Annotated in this window: 19 protein-coding genes; 15 read left to right on the top strand and 4 right to left on the bottom strand. The window is 63.3% G+C overall.

Going from position 1 to position 17,732, the window contains the following annotated elements; translation table 11 throughout:
• Positions 1–83: 83 nt before the first annotated feature.
• The 3 genes from LB566_RS12920 (at position 84) to LB566_RS12910 (ending at position 2,720) form a co-directional block, all read left to right on the top strand.
• Complete coding sequence (locus LB566_RS12920) at positions 84–1,712, top strand: DNA alkylation response protein (protein ID WP_140548307.1); 1,629 nt, start codon at positions 84–86, stop codon at positions 1,710–1,712.
• Positions 1,713–1,830: 118 nt separating this feature from the next.
• Positions 1,831–2,379: a hypothetical protein gene (locus LB566_RS12915; RefSeq protein WP_224624666.1), complete on the top strand. Its 549-nt coding sequence runs from the start codon at positions 1,831–1,833 to the stop codon at positions 2,377–2,379.
• The gene (locus tag LB566_RS12910) at positions 2,379–2,720 is read left to right on the top strand and encodes a DUF6105 family protein (protein ID WP_224624665.1); all 342 of its coding nucleotides are present in this window, start codon (positions 2,379–2,381) and stop codon (positions 2,718–2,720) included. Before LB566_RS12915 ends, LB566_RS12910 begins: the two co-directional genes overlap by 1 nt.
• On the opposite strand, the gene ruvX is transcribed toward LB566_RS12910, so the two are convergent.
• Complete coding sequence (gene ruvX / locus LB566_RS12905) at positions 2,638–3,144, bottom strand: Holliday junction resolvase RuvX (RefSeq protein ID WP_224624664.1); 507 nt, start codon at positions 3,142–3,144, stop codon at positions 2,638–2,640. The genes LB566_RS12910 and ruvX overlap by 83 nt on opposite strands.
• A gap of 123 nt (positions 3,145–3,267) precedes the next feature.
• Between ruvX and LB566_RS12900 the strand changes: the two genes are divergently transcribed.
• The 6 genes from LB566_RS12900 (at position 3,268) to LB566_RS12875 (ending at position 7,636) form a co-directional block, all read left to right on the top strand.
• Positions 3,268–3,963: a metal-dependent hydrolase gene (locus LB566_RS12900; RefSeq protein ID WP_140548315.1), complete on the top strand. Its 696-nt coding sequence runs from the start codon at positions 3,268–3,270 to the stop codon at positions 3,961–3,963.
• 39 nt (positions 3,964–4,002) lie between these two features.
• On the top strand, positions 4,003–4,419 hold the full coding sequence (locus LB566_RS12895) for a hypothetical protein (RefSeq protein WP_140548317.1): 417 nt from the start codon (positions 4,003–4,005) through the stop codon (positions 4,417–4,419).
• Positions 4,420–4,507: 88 nt separating this feature from the next.
• Entirely contained in the window at positions 4,508–4,795 is a 288-nt protein-coding gene (gene gatC / locus LB566_RS12890) for an Asp-tRNA(Asn)/Glu-tRNA(Gln) amidotransferase subunit GatC (RefSeq protein ID WP_027044576.1), read from the top strand.
• A gap of 7 nt (positions 4,796–4,802) precedes the next feature.
• Positions 4,803–5,246 (top strand): GNAT family N-acetyltransferase, encoded by a 444-nt coding sequence (locus tag LB566_RS12885; protein ID WP_224624663.1) that lies wholly within the window; start codon positions 4,803–4,805, stop codon positions 5,244–5,246.
• Positions 5,246–6,811, top strand: coding sequence for an amidase (locus LB566_RS12880; protein ID WP_224624662.1), 1,566 nt, complete (start codon positions 5,246–5,248; stop codon positions 6,809–6,811). Before LB566_RS12885 ends, LB566_RS12880 begins: the two co-directional genes overlap by 1 nt.
• Before the next feature lie 27 nt (positions 6,812–6,838).
• Positions 6,839–7,636, top strand: a complete 798-nt coding sequence (locus LB566_RS12875; protein WP_140548323.1) for a YdcF family protein — start codon at positions 6,839–6,841, stop codon at positions 7,634–7,636.
• On the opposite strand, the gene LB566_RS12870 is transcribed toward LB566_RS12875, so the two are convergent.
• Positions 7,609–8,328: a DUF599 domain-containing protein gene (locus LB566_RS12870; RefSeq protein ID WP_224624661.1), complete on the bottom strand. Its 720-nt coding sequence runs from the start codon at positions 8,326–8,328 to the stop codon at positions 7,609–7,611. The two genes, LB566_RS12875 and LB566_RS12870, sit on opposite strands and share 28 nt — an antisense overlap.
• A gap of 175 nt (positions 8,329–8,503) precedes the next feature.
• On the opposite strand from LB566_RS12870, the gene LB566_RS12865 reads away from it, so the two are divergent.
• The 3 genes from LB566_RS12865 (at position 8,504) to LB566_RS12855 (ending at position 11,463) form a co-directional block, all read left to right on the top strand.
• The gene (locus tag LB566_RS12865; protein ID WP_224624660.1) at positions 8,504–9,907 is read left to right on the top strand and encodes an L-serine ammonia-lyase; all 1,404 of its coding nucleotides are present in this window, start codon (positions 8,504–8,506) and stop codon (positions 9,905–9,907) included.
• 69 nt (positions 9,908–9,976) lie between these two features.
• Positions 9,977–10,414: a DUF1489 family protein gene (locus LB566_RS12860; protein ID WP_224624659.1), complete on the top strand. Its 438-nt coding sequence runs from the start codon at positions 9,977–9,979 to the stop codon at positions 10,412–10,414.
• A 350-nt stretch (positions 10,415–10,764) separates the two neighbouring features.
• Positions 10,765–11,463 (top strand): DnaJ domain-containing protein, encoded by a 699-nt coding sequence (locus LB566_RS12855; RefSeq protein ID WP_224624658.1) that lies wholly within the window; start codon positions 10,765–10,767, stop codon positions 11,461–11,463.
• A gap of 47 nt (positions 11,464–11,510) precedes the next feature.
• On the opposite strand, the gene LB566_RS12850 is transcribed toward LB566_RS12855, so the two are convergent.
• Positions 11,511–12,944, bottom strand: a complete 1,434-nt coding sequence (locus LB566_RS12850) for an SPOR domain-containing protein (protein WP_224624657.1) — start codon at positions 12,942–12,944, stop codon at positions 11,511–11,513.
• 282 nt (positions 12,945–13,226) lie between these two features.
• Here LB566_RS12850 and LB566_RS12845 point away from each other — a divergent pair, with 282 nt between their 5' ends.
• The 3 genes from LB566_RS12845 to clpA all read left to right on the top strand — a co-directional run bounded on the left by LB566_RS12845 (position 13,227) and on the right by clpA (position 16,630).
• Positions 13,227–13,556, top strand: a complete 330-nt coding sequence (locus tag LB566_RS12845; protein ID WP_140498728.1) for a phasin family protein — start codon at positions 13,227–13,229, stop codon at positions 13,554–13,556.
• Between the two features lie 269 nt (positions 13,557–13,825).
• Positions 13,826–14,155 (top strand): ATP-dependent Clp protease adapter ClpS, encoded by a 330-nt coding sequence (gene clpS / locus LB566_RS12840; RefSeq protein WP_027051901.1) that lies wholly within the window; start codon positions 13,826–13,828, stop codon positions 14,153–14,155.
• Between the two features lie 6 nt (positions 14,156–14,161).
• Entirely contained in the window at positions 14,162–16,630 is a 2,469-nt protein-coding gene (gene clpA / locus LB566_RS12835) for an ATP-dependent Clp protease ATP-binding subunit ClpA (protein ID WP_140548333.1), read from the top strand.
• Between the two features lie 56 nt (positions 16,631–16,686).
• Here clpA and LB566_RS12830 read toward each other — a convergent pair whose 3' ends face one another.
• Positions 16,687–17,547: a DUF3313 domain-containing protein gene (locus LB566_RS12830; RefSeq protein ID WP_224624656.1), complete on the bottom strand. Its 861-nt coding sequence runs from the start codon at positions 17,545–17,547 to the stop codon at positions 16,687–16,689.
• Positions 17,548–17,732 lie beyond the last annotated feature (185 nt).

Below are 17,732 nucleotides of genomic sequence, written 5' to 3'. Positions count from 1 at the left end.
TCCCCGGTATTTTCGTCGCGCGCCTTGGGCTATATCTAGCCGATGGCTCCGGATTCGTAGCCGCCTGGCAGTAAGGATGAAGCGTGACCGACGACGTGACGAACCAGCCGCCGCCGCTGACAGGCGGCAACGCCTGGCGGGGCGATCCGTTGCTGATCCAGCTTGCAGAGCGCTTTTCCGATCCGGTGCGCAAGGATCTCGACGGGCTCGGCCGCTTCGTGCTGACGCAGGAGGCCCAGGAACTGGCCCGCCTCGCCAATGTCGAAACGCCGAGGCTCAGGACGCATGATCGCCAGGGCCGGCGCATCGATCTGGTCGAGTTCCACCCCGCCTATCACGCCTTGATGCGCCGTTCCGTCGCCAACGGGCTGCACTCCTCGGTCTGGGAGAACGGCGATGCCGAGATCGGCCGCCGCCATCAGGTGCGCGCGGCCCGGTTCTACCTGACGGCCGAACTCGAGACCGGACATCTGTGTCCCATCACCATGACCAGCGCTTCGCTGGCGGCGCTGATGGCGAGCCCGAAACTGTTTCGCGAGTGGGCGCCGCGCGTGACGACGCGCAAATATGACCAGAGCCAAAAGCCGCCGGTCGAGAAGACCGGGCTTACGCTCGGCATGGGCATGACCGAGAAACAGGGCGGCACGGATGTGCGCGCCAATGTGACGAAGGCCGAGCGCGTAGGCAGCGGCTTCTATCGCCTGACCGGCCACAAATGGTTCATGTCGGCGCCGATGTCGGATGCCTTCCTCGTGCTGGCGCAGGCGCCCGAGGGATTGTCTTGCTTCCTCGTGCCGCGCGTCCTTGGCGACGGCTCGGGCAACGGCTTCCGTTTCCAGCGCCTGAAGGACAAGCTCGGCAACCGGTCGAATGCGTCTTCCGAGGTGGAGTTCGTCAACGCGATCGGCGAGATGGTCGGCGAGCCGGGCGCCGGCGTGAAGACGATCATGGACATGGTGACCTTGACCCGGCTCGACTGCGCCGTGGCGTCTTCGGCGATCATGCGGGCGGGTCTGGCCGAAGCCGTTCATCACGCCCGCCATCGCCAGGTGTTCGGCACCAACCTGATCGAGCAGCCGCTGATGCAGCGCGTGCTGGCCGACATGGCGCTCGACGTCGCCGCTGCCACGGCGCTGTCGTTCCGTCTGGCGCGTTCCTTCGACGAGGCGGCGAGCGATCGCGGCGAGGCGGCCTTTGCCCGTGCCATGACGCCGGTCGTCAAATATTGGGTCTGCAAAATCGCGCCGCCGCTGCTCTACGAGGCGATGGAATGCCTAGGCGGCAATGGCTATGTCGAGGAGGCGCCGCTCGCCCGCTACTATCGCGAAGCTCCGGTCAATGCGATTTGGGAAGGGTCGGGCAATGTCATGGCACTGGATGTGCTGCGCGTGCTTGGCCGCGCGCCGGGCCTGTTCGAGGAGGTGCTTGCCGGCATCGATCGCGACCTGGGCGCGGGCGGGCGCGGCACCATCGGTGTGCTGAAGGCGGCGATGCAGGTGGCCGCGACCGATGAAGGCTCGGCCCGCCTGCTGACGGAGCAACTGGCGCTGTCGGCGGCGGCGGCGGAATTGCGCCGGTTGGGGGCAGGGCGGATCGCCGATGCCTTCGTCGAGACGCGGCTGGCGGGCCAGTGGCGCAACACCTATGGCATGCTCGATTCGCGCCATGATGCGCGCATGATCATCGACACGCTCTATCCGCCAACCAACTGAGCAGCAGCCATGGGCCAAGCCTTGGTCGTTCCCCCGCGCCGTTAACCTTAACAAATGGTTTCCGTTGCGAGGGCTGGCGGCAAAGCCCACTGTCATTCCTGTCGAAGCAGGAATCACGATGCGACAGGTATTGACCTCTTTTCTCGCCTTGCACTGGACGATCGTTTTCGCCCTGCTGGCGATCATCTGCATCGATGGAAACCGCGGCGTGGCCGGGGCGCTTGGCGTGCTGGGCGTGACAATCGAGAGCGCCCGCTTCGTCGATCTCGAAAATGTCGTCGTGGTTGCGCCTCTGGCCACGGCCCTGCTTGTCGTGGCGGTGCTGTTCTTCTGGGCCTTTGTCGAGGCGCTGATCAACAATGCCAGCAATCCGGGCGCCGACAGCGTTGCCCGCGTCGCCTTCATCAGCGCTTCCGGCGTGCTTTCGCTCATCCTGGTCGGAGGCGCGGCGCAAGGCATCAACGGGCTGTTCCTGGTCGTCGCCGTGCAATTGGCCGCACTTCTGGCCTCCTATGTCGCCATGCTTGCCGAGCGCCGCGCCCTGGCCGCATCGGATGAGGTCGAAATCCACGCCACGGCGCACAGCATGGCCAGGGCCGCAGCCCACAATTCGCTGCTTTCGCTGATATCGGGCCGACCCGAGCCGACCCGGAAGGGAGGCCGCTGATGCGTTACATCTTCGCATTGTGGGCGGCTCCGATGGCGCTTTTCTGGGGCTGGTTCTACCTGTCGCTCAACGACATGAATTTCGGCTACGTCATGCTGAGCCGGCAGTTGCACGATTTCGTCTTCCAACTCTACGGCCAGATGCTCGGCATCGACCCGGCAATCATTCCCGGCATGGTGGGAAGAGCCTGTATATTCGACGGCCTGCTGCTGCTGGCGATCTGGGCGTTTCGCCGCCGCCGTGAAATCATCGGGTGGATCAAGAGGCGGTCGGCGGTTCCGGTGCCGTTCGAGCGGCCGCACCGAGCGAGCGAAGCCGGTCCAAAACTCCCTGCAGAATAAAGGCGGCGGCGGCCGAATCGATCTTGCCGGCGCGCTTGGCGCGCGAAAAATCCATCTCGATCAGCGTCCGTTCGGCGGCTACCGTCGACAGCCTCTCGTCCCACAGCAGGAAGGGAAGGTCGCTCAAGGCGGCCATGTTGCGTACGAAGGCGCGCGATTTCTGCGCGCGCGGACCTTCCGAGCCGTCCATGTTGACCGGCAGTCCAATCACCACCGCGCCGGCATTCTCCTTTTGCAGCAGATCCAGCAGCACGGCCGCGTCGAGCGAGAATTTCCGTCGCATGATGACAGGACGCGGATGCGCGAAGGAAAAGCCACGGTCCGAAACGGCGACGCCGATCGTCTTGTCGCCGAGATCGAGCCCGGCGAGCGTCCTGCCGCCGGCCAGCCGTGCCGGCAATTCCTCGATGGTAATGATAGCCAACGGTTTTCCTTTGACCCGACAGTGCCGTCGCGGCGTTTTGAACACGCGAGGACGCCGTAACACTTTGCTCTTGAGCTGACGCCGTTCTATCCTCCGACGGAGCAAAAATCGAGGAACTCGCCGATGAAACTCACCTGGTACGGACAATCCGCCTTCAAGATCGAGGTGGCGGGCGCAAGCATCCTGATGGACCCGTTCCTGAGCGGCAATCCGCTTTGGAAGAAAAGTTGGGAAGGCCCGGCCGAAGGTGTCACCCACGTTCTTTTGACGCATGGTCACGGAGACCATGTCGGCGATGCGCTGGAGATCCTCAAGAAGACGGGAGCGATGCTGGTCGCCAATCCCGAGGTCTGCGGCTATCTCGGCGGCCAGGGCGTCGACCAGAACAATATCAACCAGGGCAACACCGGTGGTACGGTGGATTGCGGCCCGTTCACGACGACTTTTGTCCAGGCATTGCACTCCTCGTCCTACGGCGACGGCATCTATATGGGCAATCCTTGCGGGCTGGTCCTGCATTTCCACGACGACAAGACGCTCTATCACATGGGCGATACCGACATCTTCTCGGACATGGCGCTGGTTAACGAACTGCATGAGCCGAAGATCGGCCTGGTGCCGGTCGGCGACCGCTTTACCATGGGAGGCGCCGTCGCGGCTCTCGCCTGCCGCCGTTATTTCAAGTTCGATGTCGCCGTGCCATGCCACTATGCGACTTTCGGCCTGCTCGACCAGACGCCCGACAAATTTGTCGCCGGAATGGAGGGGTCGGGCGTGAATGTCGTCGTGCCTGGGATCGGCGAGGCGGTCACGCTATAACACGCTAGAAATTCTATAAATTGAAAACGGAATAAGACCATGGGCTTGAGGAACTCTCTTTGCGTTTCGATGCTGTTTGCGGCGTCGCCGGCGTTTGCCGCGGACGATTTCATCGAAGGGGTCTACCTCAAGTCCGAGGAGCTCTGCGCACAAGCCAGGAAAGACACCCTGCAGACGCTGATCGATGCCGGCAACATCGTGCTGTCGGCCCATGGCCTGCAGGGGGTCGAATACAATTGCGAGTTCTTGCAGATCAGTAAGGCGACACGCTCGCCAAGCTGGGCGGTGACGGCCATTTGCCAGGAGCCGGGCTACGTCTTTCCCGACGTGCTCTCGGTGACGCAGATGAGCCCGACGCAGATCGATCTCGTCTCCGTCCGGCCCATCGAAGACGAGAGCGAGGCGAGCGGCAACAGCGGCAGCTACTATCTGTGCGAGGGCATGGCCCTGCCGTGAGGTCATTTGCCCGATTGTGGGCATGCACATGTTGCGCGCCGCGCGCGGCGCCGCTATAGGCCGGGGCTGGTTTTCCCGAGGCACAAACATGTCCGTTGACGTCAAGACAGTGAAGCGCGTCGCGCGTCTCGCCCGCATTGCGGTGAGCGAGGAAGATGCCGAACGCATGACCGGCGAGCTGAACGCCATACTGGGCTTCGTCGAACAGCTGAACGAGGTCGATGTTTCCGGTGTCGAGCCGATGACTTCGGTTACTCCGATGGAGATGAAGAAGCGCCAGGATGTCGTCACCGACGGCAACAAGGCGGCCGACATTGTCGCCAACGCGCCAGCCACCGAAGAGAACTTCTTCCTCGTGCCGAAGGTCGTGGAGTAACAGGCCGATGGCCATCGAAATCGCCATCGAGACGCCGCTGCAGGACGATGTGCGCGGCCTGGTCGCGGAACTCAACGAGACGCTGCTCGAACTGACGCCGCCGGAACACTGCTATCATCTGACCGTCGAGCAGACCACGGTCTTCGTCGCCCGCGACGACGGTCTTGCCGTCGGTTGCGGGGCGCTGAAGCGCCATGATGGTGCCATAGGCGAGGTCAAGCGCATGTACACGCGGCCCACGCATCGCGGCCAGAAAATCGGCGCCAGGATCGTGGAGCGTGTCGAAGCGCTGGCGCGCGAGGAAGGATTGAAGCGTCTGGTGCTGGAGACGGGCGATCGCCATCCTGCCGCCTGGACTGTCTATGAACGTGCCGGCTTCTCGCGTTGCGGCCCGGTGCTGGATTATCCCGATTCCGAGTGGTCGGTATTTTACGAAAAGAGCCTTGCCTGATGAGCGACCTGACCCGACTGACGATTTCGCAGGCCCGCGCCAAGCTGCGCGCCAAGGAAATCACCGCGACCGAGATCGCCGACGCCTATCTCGCTGCGATCGAGCGCGCCAATCCGGCGCTCAACGCCTATGTCGTGGTGACCGCCGAGAAGGCGTGCGACATGGCCAAGGCCTCCGACGCCAGGCTGGTCAAGGGCGAGGGCGGTGCGCTGGAAGGCATTCCGCTCGGCATCAAGGACCTGTTCGGCACCGAGGGCGTGCACACCCAGGCCTGCAGCCATGTGCTCGACGGCTTCAAGCCGCATTACGAATCGACCGTCACCTCCAATTTGTGGGCCGACGGGGCGGTCATGCTGGGCAAGCTCAACATGGACGAGTTCGCCATGGGCTCGTCCAACGAGACGTCTCACTACGGGCCGGTGGTCAATCCGTGGCGGCGTTCGCGCGTCGATACGATGGTGATGCCGACCACGCATCAGGGCGATGGCGGCTTCGTTTCGGCCGGCGGCACCAGGACCGCGCGCACCCTGGACAATGCGCATCTGGTGCCGGGTGGCTCGTCGGGCGGCTCGGCCTCCGCCGTCTCGGCTTTCCTGTGCGCGGGCGCTACGGCCACCGACACTGGCGGCTCGATCCGCCAGCCGGCCGCCTTCACCGGCACAGTCGGCATCAAGCCGACCTATGGCCGCTGCTCGCGCTGGGGTATCGTTGCGTTCGCCTCGTCGCTCGATCAGGCCGGGCCGATCGCGCGCGACGTGCGCGATGCCGCGATCCTGCTCAAATCGATGGCCTCCGTCGATCCGAAGGACACGACCTCGGTCGACCGGCCGGTGCCGGACTACGAGGCGGCGATCGGCAAGCCGATCAAGGGCATGAAGGTCGGCATTCCCCGGGAATACCGCGTCGACGGCATGCCGGAGGAGATCGAAGCGCTGTGGCAGAAGGGCATTGCCTGGCTCAGGGAGGCCGGCGCCGAGATCGTCGACATCTCCCTGCCGCACACCAAATACGCGCTGCCGGCCTATTACATCGTGGCGCCCGCCGAAGCCTCGTCCAACCTGGCGCGCTATGACGGCGTCCGCTACGGCCTGCGTGTGCCCGGCAAGGACATCGTCGAGATGTATGAAAAGACCCGCGCCGCCGGTTTTGGCCGCGAGGTCAAGCGCCGCATCATGATCGGCACCTATGTGCTGTCGGCAGGCTATTATGACGCCTATTATTTGCAGGCGCAGAAGGTGCGCAACCTGATCAAGCGCGACTTCGAGAACGTCTTTGCCGCCGGCGTCGACGTCATCCTGACGCCTGCGACGCCATCTGCCGCCTTCGGCATCGCCGACGAGGACATGGCTTCCGATCCGGTGAAGATGTACCTGAACGACATCTTCACCGTCACAGTGAATATGGCGGGCCTGCCGGGCATCGCCGTGCCCGCCGGCCTCGACCCCAAGGGATTGCCGCTTGGCCTGCAACTGATCGGCAGGCCGTTCGAGGAAGAGACGCTGTTCCAGACCGCCGCCGTCATCGAACAGGCGGCCGGCACGTTCCAGCCGGAGAAGTGGTGGTAGGATCGTTTCTCATCTGAGGGGTGAGGGATGTTCTTTTATCTTTCGAAAATCTTCTGGTTCTTTATCCAGCCGCTCAACCTGACGATCTTCCTGCTGCTGGCGGGGCTGGTCGCGGCATTCTTCGGCCGCCGACGGCTGGCAGCGGTCGGCGGCGGGCTGGCGTTTCTGATTCTGGCGCTTTCGGCCTGGACGTCGCTCGGCGCCATGATGCTCGACCCGCTGGAGGAACGCTTTCCACGCCCGCCGCTGCCGCAAAAGGTCGATGGCATCGTCGTGCTCGGCGGCGGCTTCGAAGGCGCGATCAACCTGGCGCGCGGCGGTTATGAATTGAACAGTGGCGGCGACCGGATGGTGGAGACCGCCGTATTGGCGCGGCGCTTTCCCGATGCCAAGGTGGTCGTCTCGGGCGGCAATGGCGAATTGTTCCTCGACGCCGAGGGCGATGCCGCTACCGCGCCGCGCCTGCTCGGCGCGCTTGGCGTGGCGCCGGAACGCCTCATCCTCGAGGGCAAATCGCGCAACACCTACGAGAATGCCGTCTTCACCAAGGCTTTGATAGCGCCGAAGCCGGGCGAAACCTGGCTGCTGGTCACCTCGGCCTACCATATGCCACGCGCCAAGGCGCTGTTCGACAAGGCCGGCTTCGCCACGGTTCCGTGGCCGGTCGACTATCGGACGTCGGGGCGTGAAGGCATCGGCCTGTTCCGCGACAATCCAGCCGATTCGCTGCAGGCCACGACCATGGCGATGCGCGAATGGATCGGGCTGTTCGCCTATTGGCTGTCCGGCCGCATCGATCAGCCTTTTCCCGCACCCGGCGGCTGACCGATCACGGCGCGGCGCGCCGCCGAGAAGAACTGGCGTCGCACCAGAACGGCCAGGAGCAGAAGCGTCGACAGCACGAACACCACCGGATCGACGAACCAGCCGAGATAGCCGATCGAAAAGAACACGCCGCGCAGGCCGGAGTTGAAATGCTTGCCCGCAAGCATGTTCATCTGCGCCGCCCTCCACACCGCCGTCTCGGTGACCGGATTGCGCGAGGCCTCGCCATGCGGGATCGGCACGGCGCCGATCAGGATCGAGCAATAGTTGAACAGCCGGTAGGCCCAGCCGAACTTGAAGAACGAAAACGCCAGGATCAGCACCAGTCCCAGCACCTTGATCTGAAAAGCCGGGCGCGACGGGGCGCCGCCCAGAGGCAGTGTGCTCAACACCTCGAGGACGCGGTCCGAGGCACCGAGCAAGGCAAAGCAGCCGCCAAGCGCGATCAGGGAGCTGGAGGCGAAGAAGGCGGTGCCTTGCTGCAGGCCGCCCATGATGGCTGTGTCGACGATGCGTATCTCACGCTCGGCCATCGTGCGCATCCAGGCTTGCCGCTGCGCATTCATCGCCGTGGTGAGCGACATGCGGCTGACGAGCACGCCGTCCGAGGCGAGCGTATGCAAAACCCACGCAATGAGGAAGAACGCCAACGCCGCGAGATCGGCTGTCGAAAGATCGAGGGAATCGCCCATTGGCGGAACCTATCACATCCAGTGCGATTGCTTCGATCGTCCGCGGGCTTCGATGGTCATGTCGCTGCCGGAGCAAACAAGGTCGGCAGGCGCTGCGCCGCGCCGTTCAAAACAGCGGAAACATCGCAGGAGTTCCTATATGTAGTCCCAGAGCGGCTTCGGGAGATTGCGGCGCGTGTTCCTTTCGGTTTTCGACCTGTTCAAGATCGGCATCGGACCATCGAGTTCGCACACGATGGGACCGATGACGGCCGCCCGCCGTTTCCTCGACGAGATCGCCGGAGACGACTGGCCGCGTCCGGCCGGCGCCAAGGTTGCTCGCATCGGCGCCAGCCTGCACGGCTCGCTCGCCTATACGGGCATCGGCCATGGCAGCGACCGTGCCGTCATTCTCGGCCTTGCCGGCCAGACGCCGCAGACGGTCGACCCTGATCAGGCGGACGACATTGTCGCTCGCATCACCGCCGACAAGCTCGTTTCACCGCCCGGTCATCCTTCCTACCGTTTCAATCCGGCCAGCGATCTGGTGCTCGATCGCAAGACGCCGCTCCCCGGCCACGCCAACGGCATGGCGTTTTATGCCTATGACGCCGGCGACCGCCTGCTGCTCAAGCGCATCTATTATTCGATTGGCGGCGGCTTCGTGGTTTCGGAAGAAGAGCTGCAGCGCATGAAAGCCAAGGGTTCGGTGACGACCGAGGGCAAGAAAGTCCCTTATCCCTTCAAGAACGCCCTCGAAATGCTGAAGATGGCGGGCAAAAGCGGCCTTTCCATTGCCGAGATGAAGCGGGTCAACGAGGAAACACAAATGTCGCGCGAGGAGCTCGACGCCGGCCTCGACGCCATCTGGGGTGCCATGAAAGGCTGCATCGACCGCGGCTTGTCGCAGGACGGCATCATGCCGGGCGGGCTGAAGGTGCGCCGCCGGGCCAGGCAATTGCACGACAAGCTGCAGGAGCAGTGGCAGCAGAACCGGCCCAATCCGCTGCTCGCCAATGACTGGCTGTCGATCTATGCCATGGCGGTCAACGAGGAGAATGCGGCCGGCGGGCGCGTCGTCACCGCGCCGACCAACGGCGCGGCCGGCACGCTGCCGGCGGTGCTGCGCTACTGGCTGCATTTCCATCCCGAGGCCGACCAGCCCAGCATTCGCGACTTCCTGCTCACTGCCGCCGCCGTGGGCGGCATCATCAAGTCCAATGCGTCCATCTCCGGCGCCGAAGTCGGCTGCCAGGGCGAGGTGGGCTCCGCTTCGGCTATGGCGGCGGCCGGGCTGTGCGCCGTCATGGGCGGCACGCCCGAACAGGTCGAGAACGCCGCCGAGATCGCGCTGGAGCATCATCTGGGCATGACCTGCGATCCGGTCGGCGGGCTGGTGCAGGTGCCTTGCATCGAGCGCAACGCGCTGGGCGCTGTCAAGGCGGTGACGGCCGCCTCGCTTGCCATCAAGGGCGACGGTACCCATTTCGTGCCGCTGGATGCGGCGATCGAGACGATGCGCCAGACCGGCCTCGACATGAACGAGAAGTACAAGGAGACCAGCCTCGGCGGGCTGGCGGTCAATGTGGTGGAGTGTTGAGCCCGCCGGCACTGTGGAGAACTTGCTCAGGCCGTTGACGCATCCGTGCGACGGATTAAATCTTGGGCAATGGCTCTCAACCTCCTAAAGCTCTGCGTCGGCTGCGACAGCGTCGAGGATCTCGAAGAATGGATCGCGTTCCGCCTCGACGAGCGGCGCCGTGCCGGCGAACCGACCGAGCATTGGCACACCACCCGCATGGTGCCGACGCGTGGCGATGAGATTGTCAACGGCGGCTCGCTCTACTGGGTGATCAAGGGCAGCGTCCAATGCCGCCAGTTGATCACCGAGATCCGGCCGTTCACCGATGACGAGGGCATCGGCCGCTGCCATCTGATGCTGGATCCGCAAGTGGTGCGCACCGACTGGCAGCCGCGCCGCGCCTTTCAGGGCTGGCGCTATCTAAAGCCATCGGATGCACCTGCCGATCTCGGCAAGGGCAAGCCGGGGCAGGTCGAAATGCCGCCGAAACTCCGGCGCGAGCTCGCCGATCTGGGCCTGCTTTGAATCACCATCGGCTTGTTCCGAGCAGCCCATGGGCTTGCTTCCGGGCGATCTGGCGGCATGGTCGGCCCGCATAGGCGGACTGCGGTTGCTGGCCCTCAATGTTGCTGTCCGTTGGACTTGCAAGCGTCGCGACAACGCCACATCTTGAAAACCATGAGCGATAGGAACCATCCGGTTTCGATATCTGACGCATCCGCGCCCACCACATCGCGCCGCGGCGTGGGATGCGGACCATGTGTCGCGCAGGGTCATGACTGCGGCGCAGGAACTGCGCACGGTGGCGGCGTGCGCATGTTCAGGAATAGTCTGGAAATACCGCTGATCGCCGGCCATTTGCGGGGCAGCCGAACATGATGGGCGCGATCATCGCTGTCGTCGCATTGCTGCTGGTGCTGATGGGCCTGGCAACGGCTTTCGTGCGAGCCGACCCGAGCAGGCTTGCGGGCGACATGAGGAAGGTTGGGCCGGTTTTGCTGGCATTGGTCGGCGGCGCCGTGCTGCTGGTCGGGCGCGGCGGTCTTGGCGGTATCATCCTGCTCGCAGCGATTGCCTGGTACGGCTCGATGCGGCTGAACCGGCGAGCCGCGATGCCGGCGCGGAGACGCTCGACCGTACGCACAGCGGCGCTGGAAATGGACCTCGATCACGATACAGGCGGCCTTGAAGGCCTTGTGCTGGCAGGCCGCCATGAAGGCAAGATGCTTGGTGCGATGGGCAGAGCCGAATTGCTGCAGCTGTTTCGCGAACTCTCCGGCGACCCGGAGAGCCGGCAACTGTTAGAGACGTATCTTGACGGCAGATTTCCCGTCTGGCGCAAAAACGCTGAGGCGCACGGTGGCGAAGGGCTGGGTATTGCGCCAGGTCCGGGCGCCATGACTAAGGAGGAGGCCTACAAGATCCTTGGTCTTGAAGCGGGGGCCGCCGCGGCGGATGTCCGCAAGGCGCACCGCCGCCTGATGCAACGCCTGCACCCCGATATCGGCGGCACGTCTTTCCTGGCGGCGCGGATCAACGAAGCCAAGGACGTCTTGCTCTCCAATCACGATTAGTCTCCTTCGACGCAGAAATTTTCCGGGAGATATCTTCCACGCCGTCCCTACTGCTGGACGGCGTAGCACTCTATTTTCTTCTTCTTCAGGGCGGTGCAGGCCTTCCAGGCAGCGGTCTTGGAGCCGAAGCCGCCGAAGCGGGCGCGGTAGTAGGTGACGCCGTCCTTGTCGAAGGCGACGGTGAAGCCGGAGGCATCAGCCAGCACCTTCGGCGCCTGCTTGGTGGTCTTGTCGAGGAAGGCCTGGGCTTCGGACTGTTTCGGCGACGAGGCGACCTGAATGGCCCAACCCGACGGCACCGACGCGGTGTTGACCGGGTCGACGGCCGGCGCGGGCTCGGCATAAGCGGACACCACCTGTGCCGTGGCGACCTTGGGGGCGGAGACGATAACCGTCTTCACTTTCTTTGCCGGAACAACCAGTTTGGGTTCTGCGGCTGCGGTATCGTCGGCTTCATCGCTGTCGCCCTGGGCAACCGCCGCGTCGTCAGCAACGGCTTCGGCCGCGTCATCGGCGCTTGCCACCGCCACCGGCTTCTCGTCCGGAGTCGGTGCGTCGTGCTTGGGCAACAGCACCTTGGCCAATGCCGTCACCGGGTTGCCGCTATCGGCCTTGGCGACCAGATCGCCGCCGCCCCGGGTCGATGCCCGCGGCAGATAAGTGTTGATCAGGGCCGCCATCTGATTGTCGCGACTGCTGCCCGAGGTGCCGCCCATGACCACGCCGACAATGCGACGGTTGCCGTCGGAAACCGACGAAACCAGGTTGAAGCCCGAAGCGCGGGTGTAACCGGTCTTGATGCCGTCGACGCCCTTGATGCGTCCAAGCAGGCGGTTGTGGCCGTTGATGCGCTGGCGGCCATAGAGGAAGGAGCGCTGCGAGAAATAGCCGTAATATTGCGGGAAATGTTCGCGCAGCGCGATGCCGAGCGTTGCCATGTCGCGCGCAGTGGTGAACTGGCCGGGATCGGGCAAGCCGTTGGCGTTGCGGAACACGGTACCGTTCATACCGAGCTGCCGCGCCTTGGCAGTCATCATGCGGGCGAAGTTGGTCTCGTTGCCGCCGAGCATTTCGCCGAGCGCGGTGGCCGAATCATTGGCCGATTTGGTCACCATCGACAGGATGGCGGTCTCGACCGCCACCGACCCGCCCGGCTTCACGCCAAGCTTCGTCGGCGGCTCTGCCGCGGCATGAGCCGAGAAGACGACCGGCGAGTTCCGGCTGATCTTGCCCTTGGCCAGAGCCTCGAAAGTCAAATAAAGCGTCATCATCTTGGTAAGCGAGGCGGGATAACGCCGGGCGTTGGCATCCGAGGAGTAGAGCACCTTGCCGGTCTTGGCGTCGACCACGATGGCCGCGGACTTCGCGGCGAGCGACGAGGCCGCACCTGCAACGACGATGGTCATCGCCGCGGCGATGATCATGATCGTTTTGAAAGGGGACACGGATTTGGAAACGATGCCCGACAACGCCTGACGCACTGATAGTTCCTTTGAATTTCTTGTTGCGCTGGAGGCGGCAAAGGGATCCTGCCTCGCTTCCGGCAAGCTATCGAGCCAGCGTTACCAATCCGTTTATGGTAACCGCCGCGTTCACCATTTTCTGGTGGTTTGATCCTCTCTTTATTCGAATTTTAGCCATTGCCCCCGCCGGCTGGGACAGAAGCAGGCGATTTCTTGACTTTTGTGCGCCGCACAATATATTCGGGTGCATTGCACAAGGCGCTCGGGGCAGGGCGCATCAACCGTCCAGGGAGAATTGAAATGACGCAGACCTACGAGGACTTCAGCAAATACGGCAAAGAGTTCGCCGACACCGGATTGAAGAGCTTTGCCTCCTTGTCCAAGGGCGCGCAGGCAATTGCGGCCGAGGCCGGCGAATATACCAAGAAGAGCTTCGAGGCCGGCAGCGCCGCTTTCGAGAAGATTGTCTCGGCCAAGTCGCTCGACAAGGCGATCGAGGTCCAGTCCGACTATGCCAAGCAGTCCTATGAGGCGTTCGTCGCCGAGGCCACCAAGATCGGCGACCTCTATGCCGAACTCGCCAAGGAAGCCTATAAGCCGTTCGAATCGATCGTTGCCAAGGCGAAATAACTCGTCCGGCAGTACCGGGATTTGGCCCATTGGGCCCAGACAGAGCCCGGCCGCGCAAGCGCGGCCGGGTTTTTTCGTGTCAATTTCCGATCAGGGGCCTGGCTCGCCTTCACGATTGCGAAAATCCGCCAAGTTGGGCACCTAGCCATATTGTCAGCTAACCAGAAGGGCTTAAAATCGTCCATCGAACACCTACATGTCGAACTCGCATGAGGATTCGAAAGAGGCAGGATTACGTGACGATCGGTTTGACTGCCACCAGGGCACGGATGCAGAACGGCAGCGGCGACGGCAATGAGGCCGGCCGCGGCACGGCGGTCATCACGCGCACAAAGACCAAGACCAAGAAACCCAGCCTCTATCGGGTCCTCATCCTGAACGACGACTACACACCGATGGAGTTCGTGGTTCACGTGCTGGAGCGTTTTTTCCAGAAGGACCGCGAAGCCGCCACACGCATCATGCTTCATGTTCACAATCATGGAGTGGGCGAGTGCGGGGTCTATACATTCGAGGTGGCCGAGACCAAAGTGTCCCAGGTCATGGATTTCGCCCGACAAAATCAGCATCCGCTGCAATGCGTGATGGAGAAGAAGTGAGGTAACATGCCGGCTTTCTCCCAAGGCCTGGAAAAGGCGCTTCACCAAGCGCTGACGCTCGCCAACGAGCGGCACCATGAATATGCAACCCTTGAGCATCTGCTGCTCGCCCTGATCGACGACACCGAGGCCGCCGCCGTCATGCGCGCCTGCAATGTCGATCTCGACGAGTTGAAGCACACTGTTCTGACCTATATCGACACCGAGCTCGACAATCTGGTCACCGGCTATGACGAGGATTCCAAGCCGACCGCCGGCTTCCAGCGCGTCATTCAGCGCGCGGTGATCCATGTGCAATCGTCTGGCCGCGAGGAAGTGTCGGGCGCCAACGTGCTCGTCGCCATCTTCGCCGAACGCGAGAGCCATGCCGCCTACTTCCTGCAGGAACAGCAGATGACCCGTTACGACGCGGTCAACTACATCTCGCACGGCATCGCCAAGCGTCCGGGCGCGTCGGAGACGCGTTCGCCGCGCGGGGCCGATGACGAGCAGGGCGGCGCGAACGGCGCCGAGCCGCAAGAGGAAGGTGGCAAGAAAAAGCAGCAGCAGGACGCGCTGACCGCTTATTGCGTCAATCTCAACAACAAGGCCAAGGCCGGCAAGATCGATCCGCTGATCGGGCGCGAGTCCGAGATCAATCGCACCATCCAGGTGCTGTGCCGCCGCTCCAAGAACAATCCGCTCTATGTCGGCGATCCCGGCGTCGGCAAGACCGCGATCGCCGAGGGCCTCGCCAAGCGCATCGTCGAAGGTGATGTTCCGGAGGTTTTGCACAACGCCACCATCTTCGCGCTCGACATGGGCACGCTTTTGGCCGGCACGCGCTATCGCGGCGATTTCGAGGAGCGGCTGAAGCAGGTCGTCAAGGAGCTCGAGGATTATCCGGGCGCTGTGCTGTTCATCGACGAGATCCACACCGTCATTGGCGCCGGTGCGACGTCGGGCGGCGCCATGGATGCGTCGAACCTGTTGAAGCCGGCACTGTCTTCGGGGGCGATCCGCTGCATCGGTTCGACCACCTACAAGGAGTTCCGCCAGTTCTTCGAGAAGGACCGCGCGCTCGTACGTCGCTTCCAGAAGATCGACGTCAACGAGCCGACTATCGAGGACGCCATCGAGATCATGAAGGGTCTGAAGCCCTATTTCGAGGAGTTCCACAAGGTCCGCTACACGACGGAAGCCATCAAGGCTTCGGTTGAGCTGTCGGCGCGCTACATCAACGACCGCAAGCTGCCGGACAAGGCGATCGACGTGATCGACGAGACCGGCGCCTCGCAGATGCTGGTGCCGGAGGCCAAGCGCAAGAAGACCATCGGCATCAAGGAGATCGAAGCGACGATCGCCACCATGGCGCGCATCCCGCCGAAGACGGTTTCGGCCGACGACGAGAAGGTGCTGCAGGGGCTCGACATCGAGCTGAAGCGCGTCGTCTATGGCCAGGACACCGCGATCACCGCGCTGACCTCGGCGATCAAGCTGGCGCGTGCCGGCCTGCGCGAACCGGAGAAGCCGATCGGCTCCTACCTGTTCTCGGGTCCGACCGGCGTCGGCAAGACCGAAGTCGCCAAGCAATTGGCCGCTTCGCTCGGGGTCGAACTGATCCGTTTCGACATGTCGGAATACATGGAACGCCACACCGTATCGCGGTTGATCGGCGCGCCTCCCGGCTATGTCGGCTTCGATCAGGGCGGCCTTTTGACCGACGGCGTCGACCAGCATCCGCATTGCGTGCTGCTGCTGGACGAGGTCGAGAAGGCACATCCGGACCTGTTCAACATCCTGTTGCAGGTGATGGACCATGGCAAGCTGACCGACCACAACGGCAAGCAGATCGACTTCCGCAATGTGATCCTGATCATGACCACCAATGCGGGCGCGTCGGATGCGCAGCGCGCGGCGATCGGCTTCGGTTCGACCAAGCGCGAAGGCGACGATGTCGAGGCGATCAACCGGCTGTTCACGCCGGAGTTCCGCAACCGTCTCGATGCGATCATCCCGTTCGGCTCGCTGCCGGTGCCGGTCATCCATCAGGTGGTGCAGAAGTTCGTCATGCAGCTGGAGGCCCAGCTCTCCGAGCGTGGCGTCACCTTCGACCTGTCGCCGGAGGCGATCGCCTGGCTCGCCGACAAGGGCTATGACGAGCGCATGGGTGCGCGTCCTCTCGGCCGCGTCATCCAGGAGCACATCAAGAAGCCGCTGGCAGACGAAGTGCTGTTCGGCAAGCTCAAGAAGGGCGGCACGGTGCGCGTCAGCGTCGAGAAGAAGGAAACCGGCGAGACCGGCCTGAAGCTCGAATCGCTCGCCGACGAGGCACCGGTGAAGCCCAAGAAGGAAGAACCGGAAGACGCCCCCAAGCCGCGCAAGGCAGCGGCCAAGAAGCCGGCAGCCAAGAAGGCCGTCGCGCAGAAACCCGAGCCCAAGGGCAAGGACGGCGGCAAGCGCAGCCTGGTGCCGCAACTGCCGCGCAAGAGCTGATAGGCACTCCCTCGAAAAAGCCCCGGAAACGGGGCTTTTTTGTTGGGACAGGACGATCATTGAAGCGTTGCCGGCGGCCCCTGGACAGCAAGCGACGTTGGGCGGGTTTTGGCTGATTTGTCCGTCCAGGACGGTGGTGCTCCCACCTTGGCGCCGACCATGCCGAACAGCCCGGGCGCGCGGCCAAAGACCTCGCAGGCCGCGTATTTCGGCTTGCCGCCGAGGAACGATTTTATGCGTTGACCCGACGGTATCGAGATATGCCATCCCGATGGCGCCTTGCCGGTGACGAGCATGCGCGAAAAGTCGTTTCCGAAAGTAGTGCCCAGACTGTACGCGTCGCCGATCTCTGAGACCCTGGCCTCGGTGGTAAAGGAGTTCGCTCCGCGGGACCAGACCATGGCTGCGCGTTGCGTGCCGTTCCGGTCAAGTGCCTCGGCCTCGACCGCGAGCCCTCCAAAACCCAGGGGAAGGCGCGGAATGGAAACCGGCAGCACGGCGCTGCTGCCCAGAGAAACCGCCTTGGAGACGCCCGCAGTGATTTTGTCCGTAGGCACGAGGTCGGCGATCACGGTCTTGACGGTTAGATCCGAAGGCTGGCCGGCAGGGACCACCTGGTATTTGTCGCTCAGCGCGACGCACATAGCCCGGTCGAGTGCGTTGAGAACCAGAGCGCGATCCCGAGCCTCCTTGACACGGGAGGCGGCGCTCGGGGAAAAAACGGTCGGCGAGATGCTGACGGATCTGATGCTCCCCAGTGCTTTGGCATCCACGAACGTACGTGATTTGTTGAACTTGCCCTTTGCCGGGCCGAGCTGATTGTAGGAGGTCAAGGTTCCTGCCTCCTTGAGGGGAACGGAACTGCAACCGGCAAGCGCCAGAGACAGCCCGATACAAGCAATCTTCAATCGCAGCATCCGGGCCGACCACGTGGCCGCGGCGCGTGGTCTAGGTGTTACAGTGTTGAGCATTGGTCGTCGGGCCTTCCCTTGTTGATCGACGGGAAGAGTCCTGAAGTCACTGAATTACAGCAACATTACGCGGCTTGGACATCCATCGTCAGACGAATGGCATCGTCTGATCTGCCCGTGCAGCGTGCCCT

Source organism: Mesorhizobium sp. CA13, from assembly GCF_020165235.1.
In the GTDB taxonomy this organism is placed as follows: domain Bacteria; phylum Pseudomonadota; class Alphaproteobacteria; order Rhizobiales; family Rhizobiaceae; genus Mesorhizobium.
Note: the sequence above shows the minus strand (reverse complement) of the source record. Positions and strands in the feature narration are given on the sequence as shown.

Excerpts from the sequence above, each read along its gene's own strand:
- LB566_RS12915 (WP_224624666.1), top strand. The coding sequence starts at position 1,831 with ATGCGACAGGTATTGACCTCTTTTCTCGCCTTGCACTGGACGATCGTT.
- LB566_RS12910 (WP_224624665.1), top strand. The coding sequence starts at position 2,379 with ATGCGTTACATCTTCGCATTGTGGGCGGCTCCGATGGCGCTTTTCTGG.
- LB566_RS12900 (WP_140548315.1), top strand. The coding sequence starts at position 3,268 with ATGAAACTCACCTGGTACGGACAATCCGCCTTCAAGATCGAGGTGGCG.
- LB566_RS12895 (WP_140548317.1), top strand. The coding sequence starts at position 4,003 with ATGGGCTTGAGGAACTCTCTTTGCGTTTCGATGCTGTTTGCGGCGTCG.
- gatC (WP_027044576.1), top strand. The coding sequence starts at position 4,508 with ATGTCCGTTGACGTCAAGACAGTGAAGCGCGTCGCGCGTCTCGCCCGC.
- LB566_RS12885 (WP_224624663.1), top strand. The coding sequence starts at position 4,803 with ATGGCCATCGAAATCGCCATCGAGACGCCGCTGCAGGACGATGTGCGC.
- LB566_RS12880 (WP_224624662.1), top strand. The coding sequence starts at position 5,246 with ATGAGCGACCTGACCCGACTGACGATTTCGCAGGCCCGCGCCAAGCTG.
- LB566_RS12875 (WP_140548323.1), top strand. The coding sequence starts at position 6,839 with ATGTTCTTTTATCTTTCGAAAATCTTCTGGTTCTTTATCCAGCCGCTC.
- LB566_RS12870 (WP_224624661.1), bottom strand. The coding sequence starts at position 8,328 with ATGGGCGATTCCCTCGATCTTTCGACAGCCGATCTCGCGGCGTTGGCG.
- LB566_RS12860 (WP_224624659.1), top strand. The coding sequence starts at position 9,977 with ATGGCTCTCAACCTCCTAAAGCTCTGCGTCGGCTGCGACAGCGTCGAG.
- LB566_RS12855 (WP_224624658.1), top strand. The coding sequence starts at position 10,765 with ATGATGGGCGCGATCATCGCTGTCGTCGCATTGCTGCTGGTGCTGATG.
- LB566_RS12845 (WP_140498728.1), top strand. The coding sequence starts at position 13,227 with ATGACGCAGACCTACGAGGACTTCAGCAAATACGGCAAAGAGTTCGCC.
- clpS (WP_027051901.1), top strand. The coding sequence starts at position 13,826 with ATGCAGAACGGCAGCGGCGACGGCAATGAGGCCGGCCGCGGCACGGCG.
- clpA (WP_140548333.1), top strand. The coding sequence starts at position 14,162 with ATGCCGGCTTTCTCCCAAGGCCTGGAAAAGGCGCTTCACCAAGCGCTG.
- LB566_RS12830 (WP_224624656.1), bottom strand. The coding sequence starts at position 17,547 with ATGCTGCGATTGAAGATTGCTTGTATCGGGCTGTCTCTGGCGCTTGCC.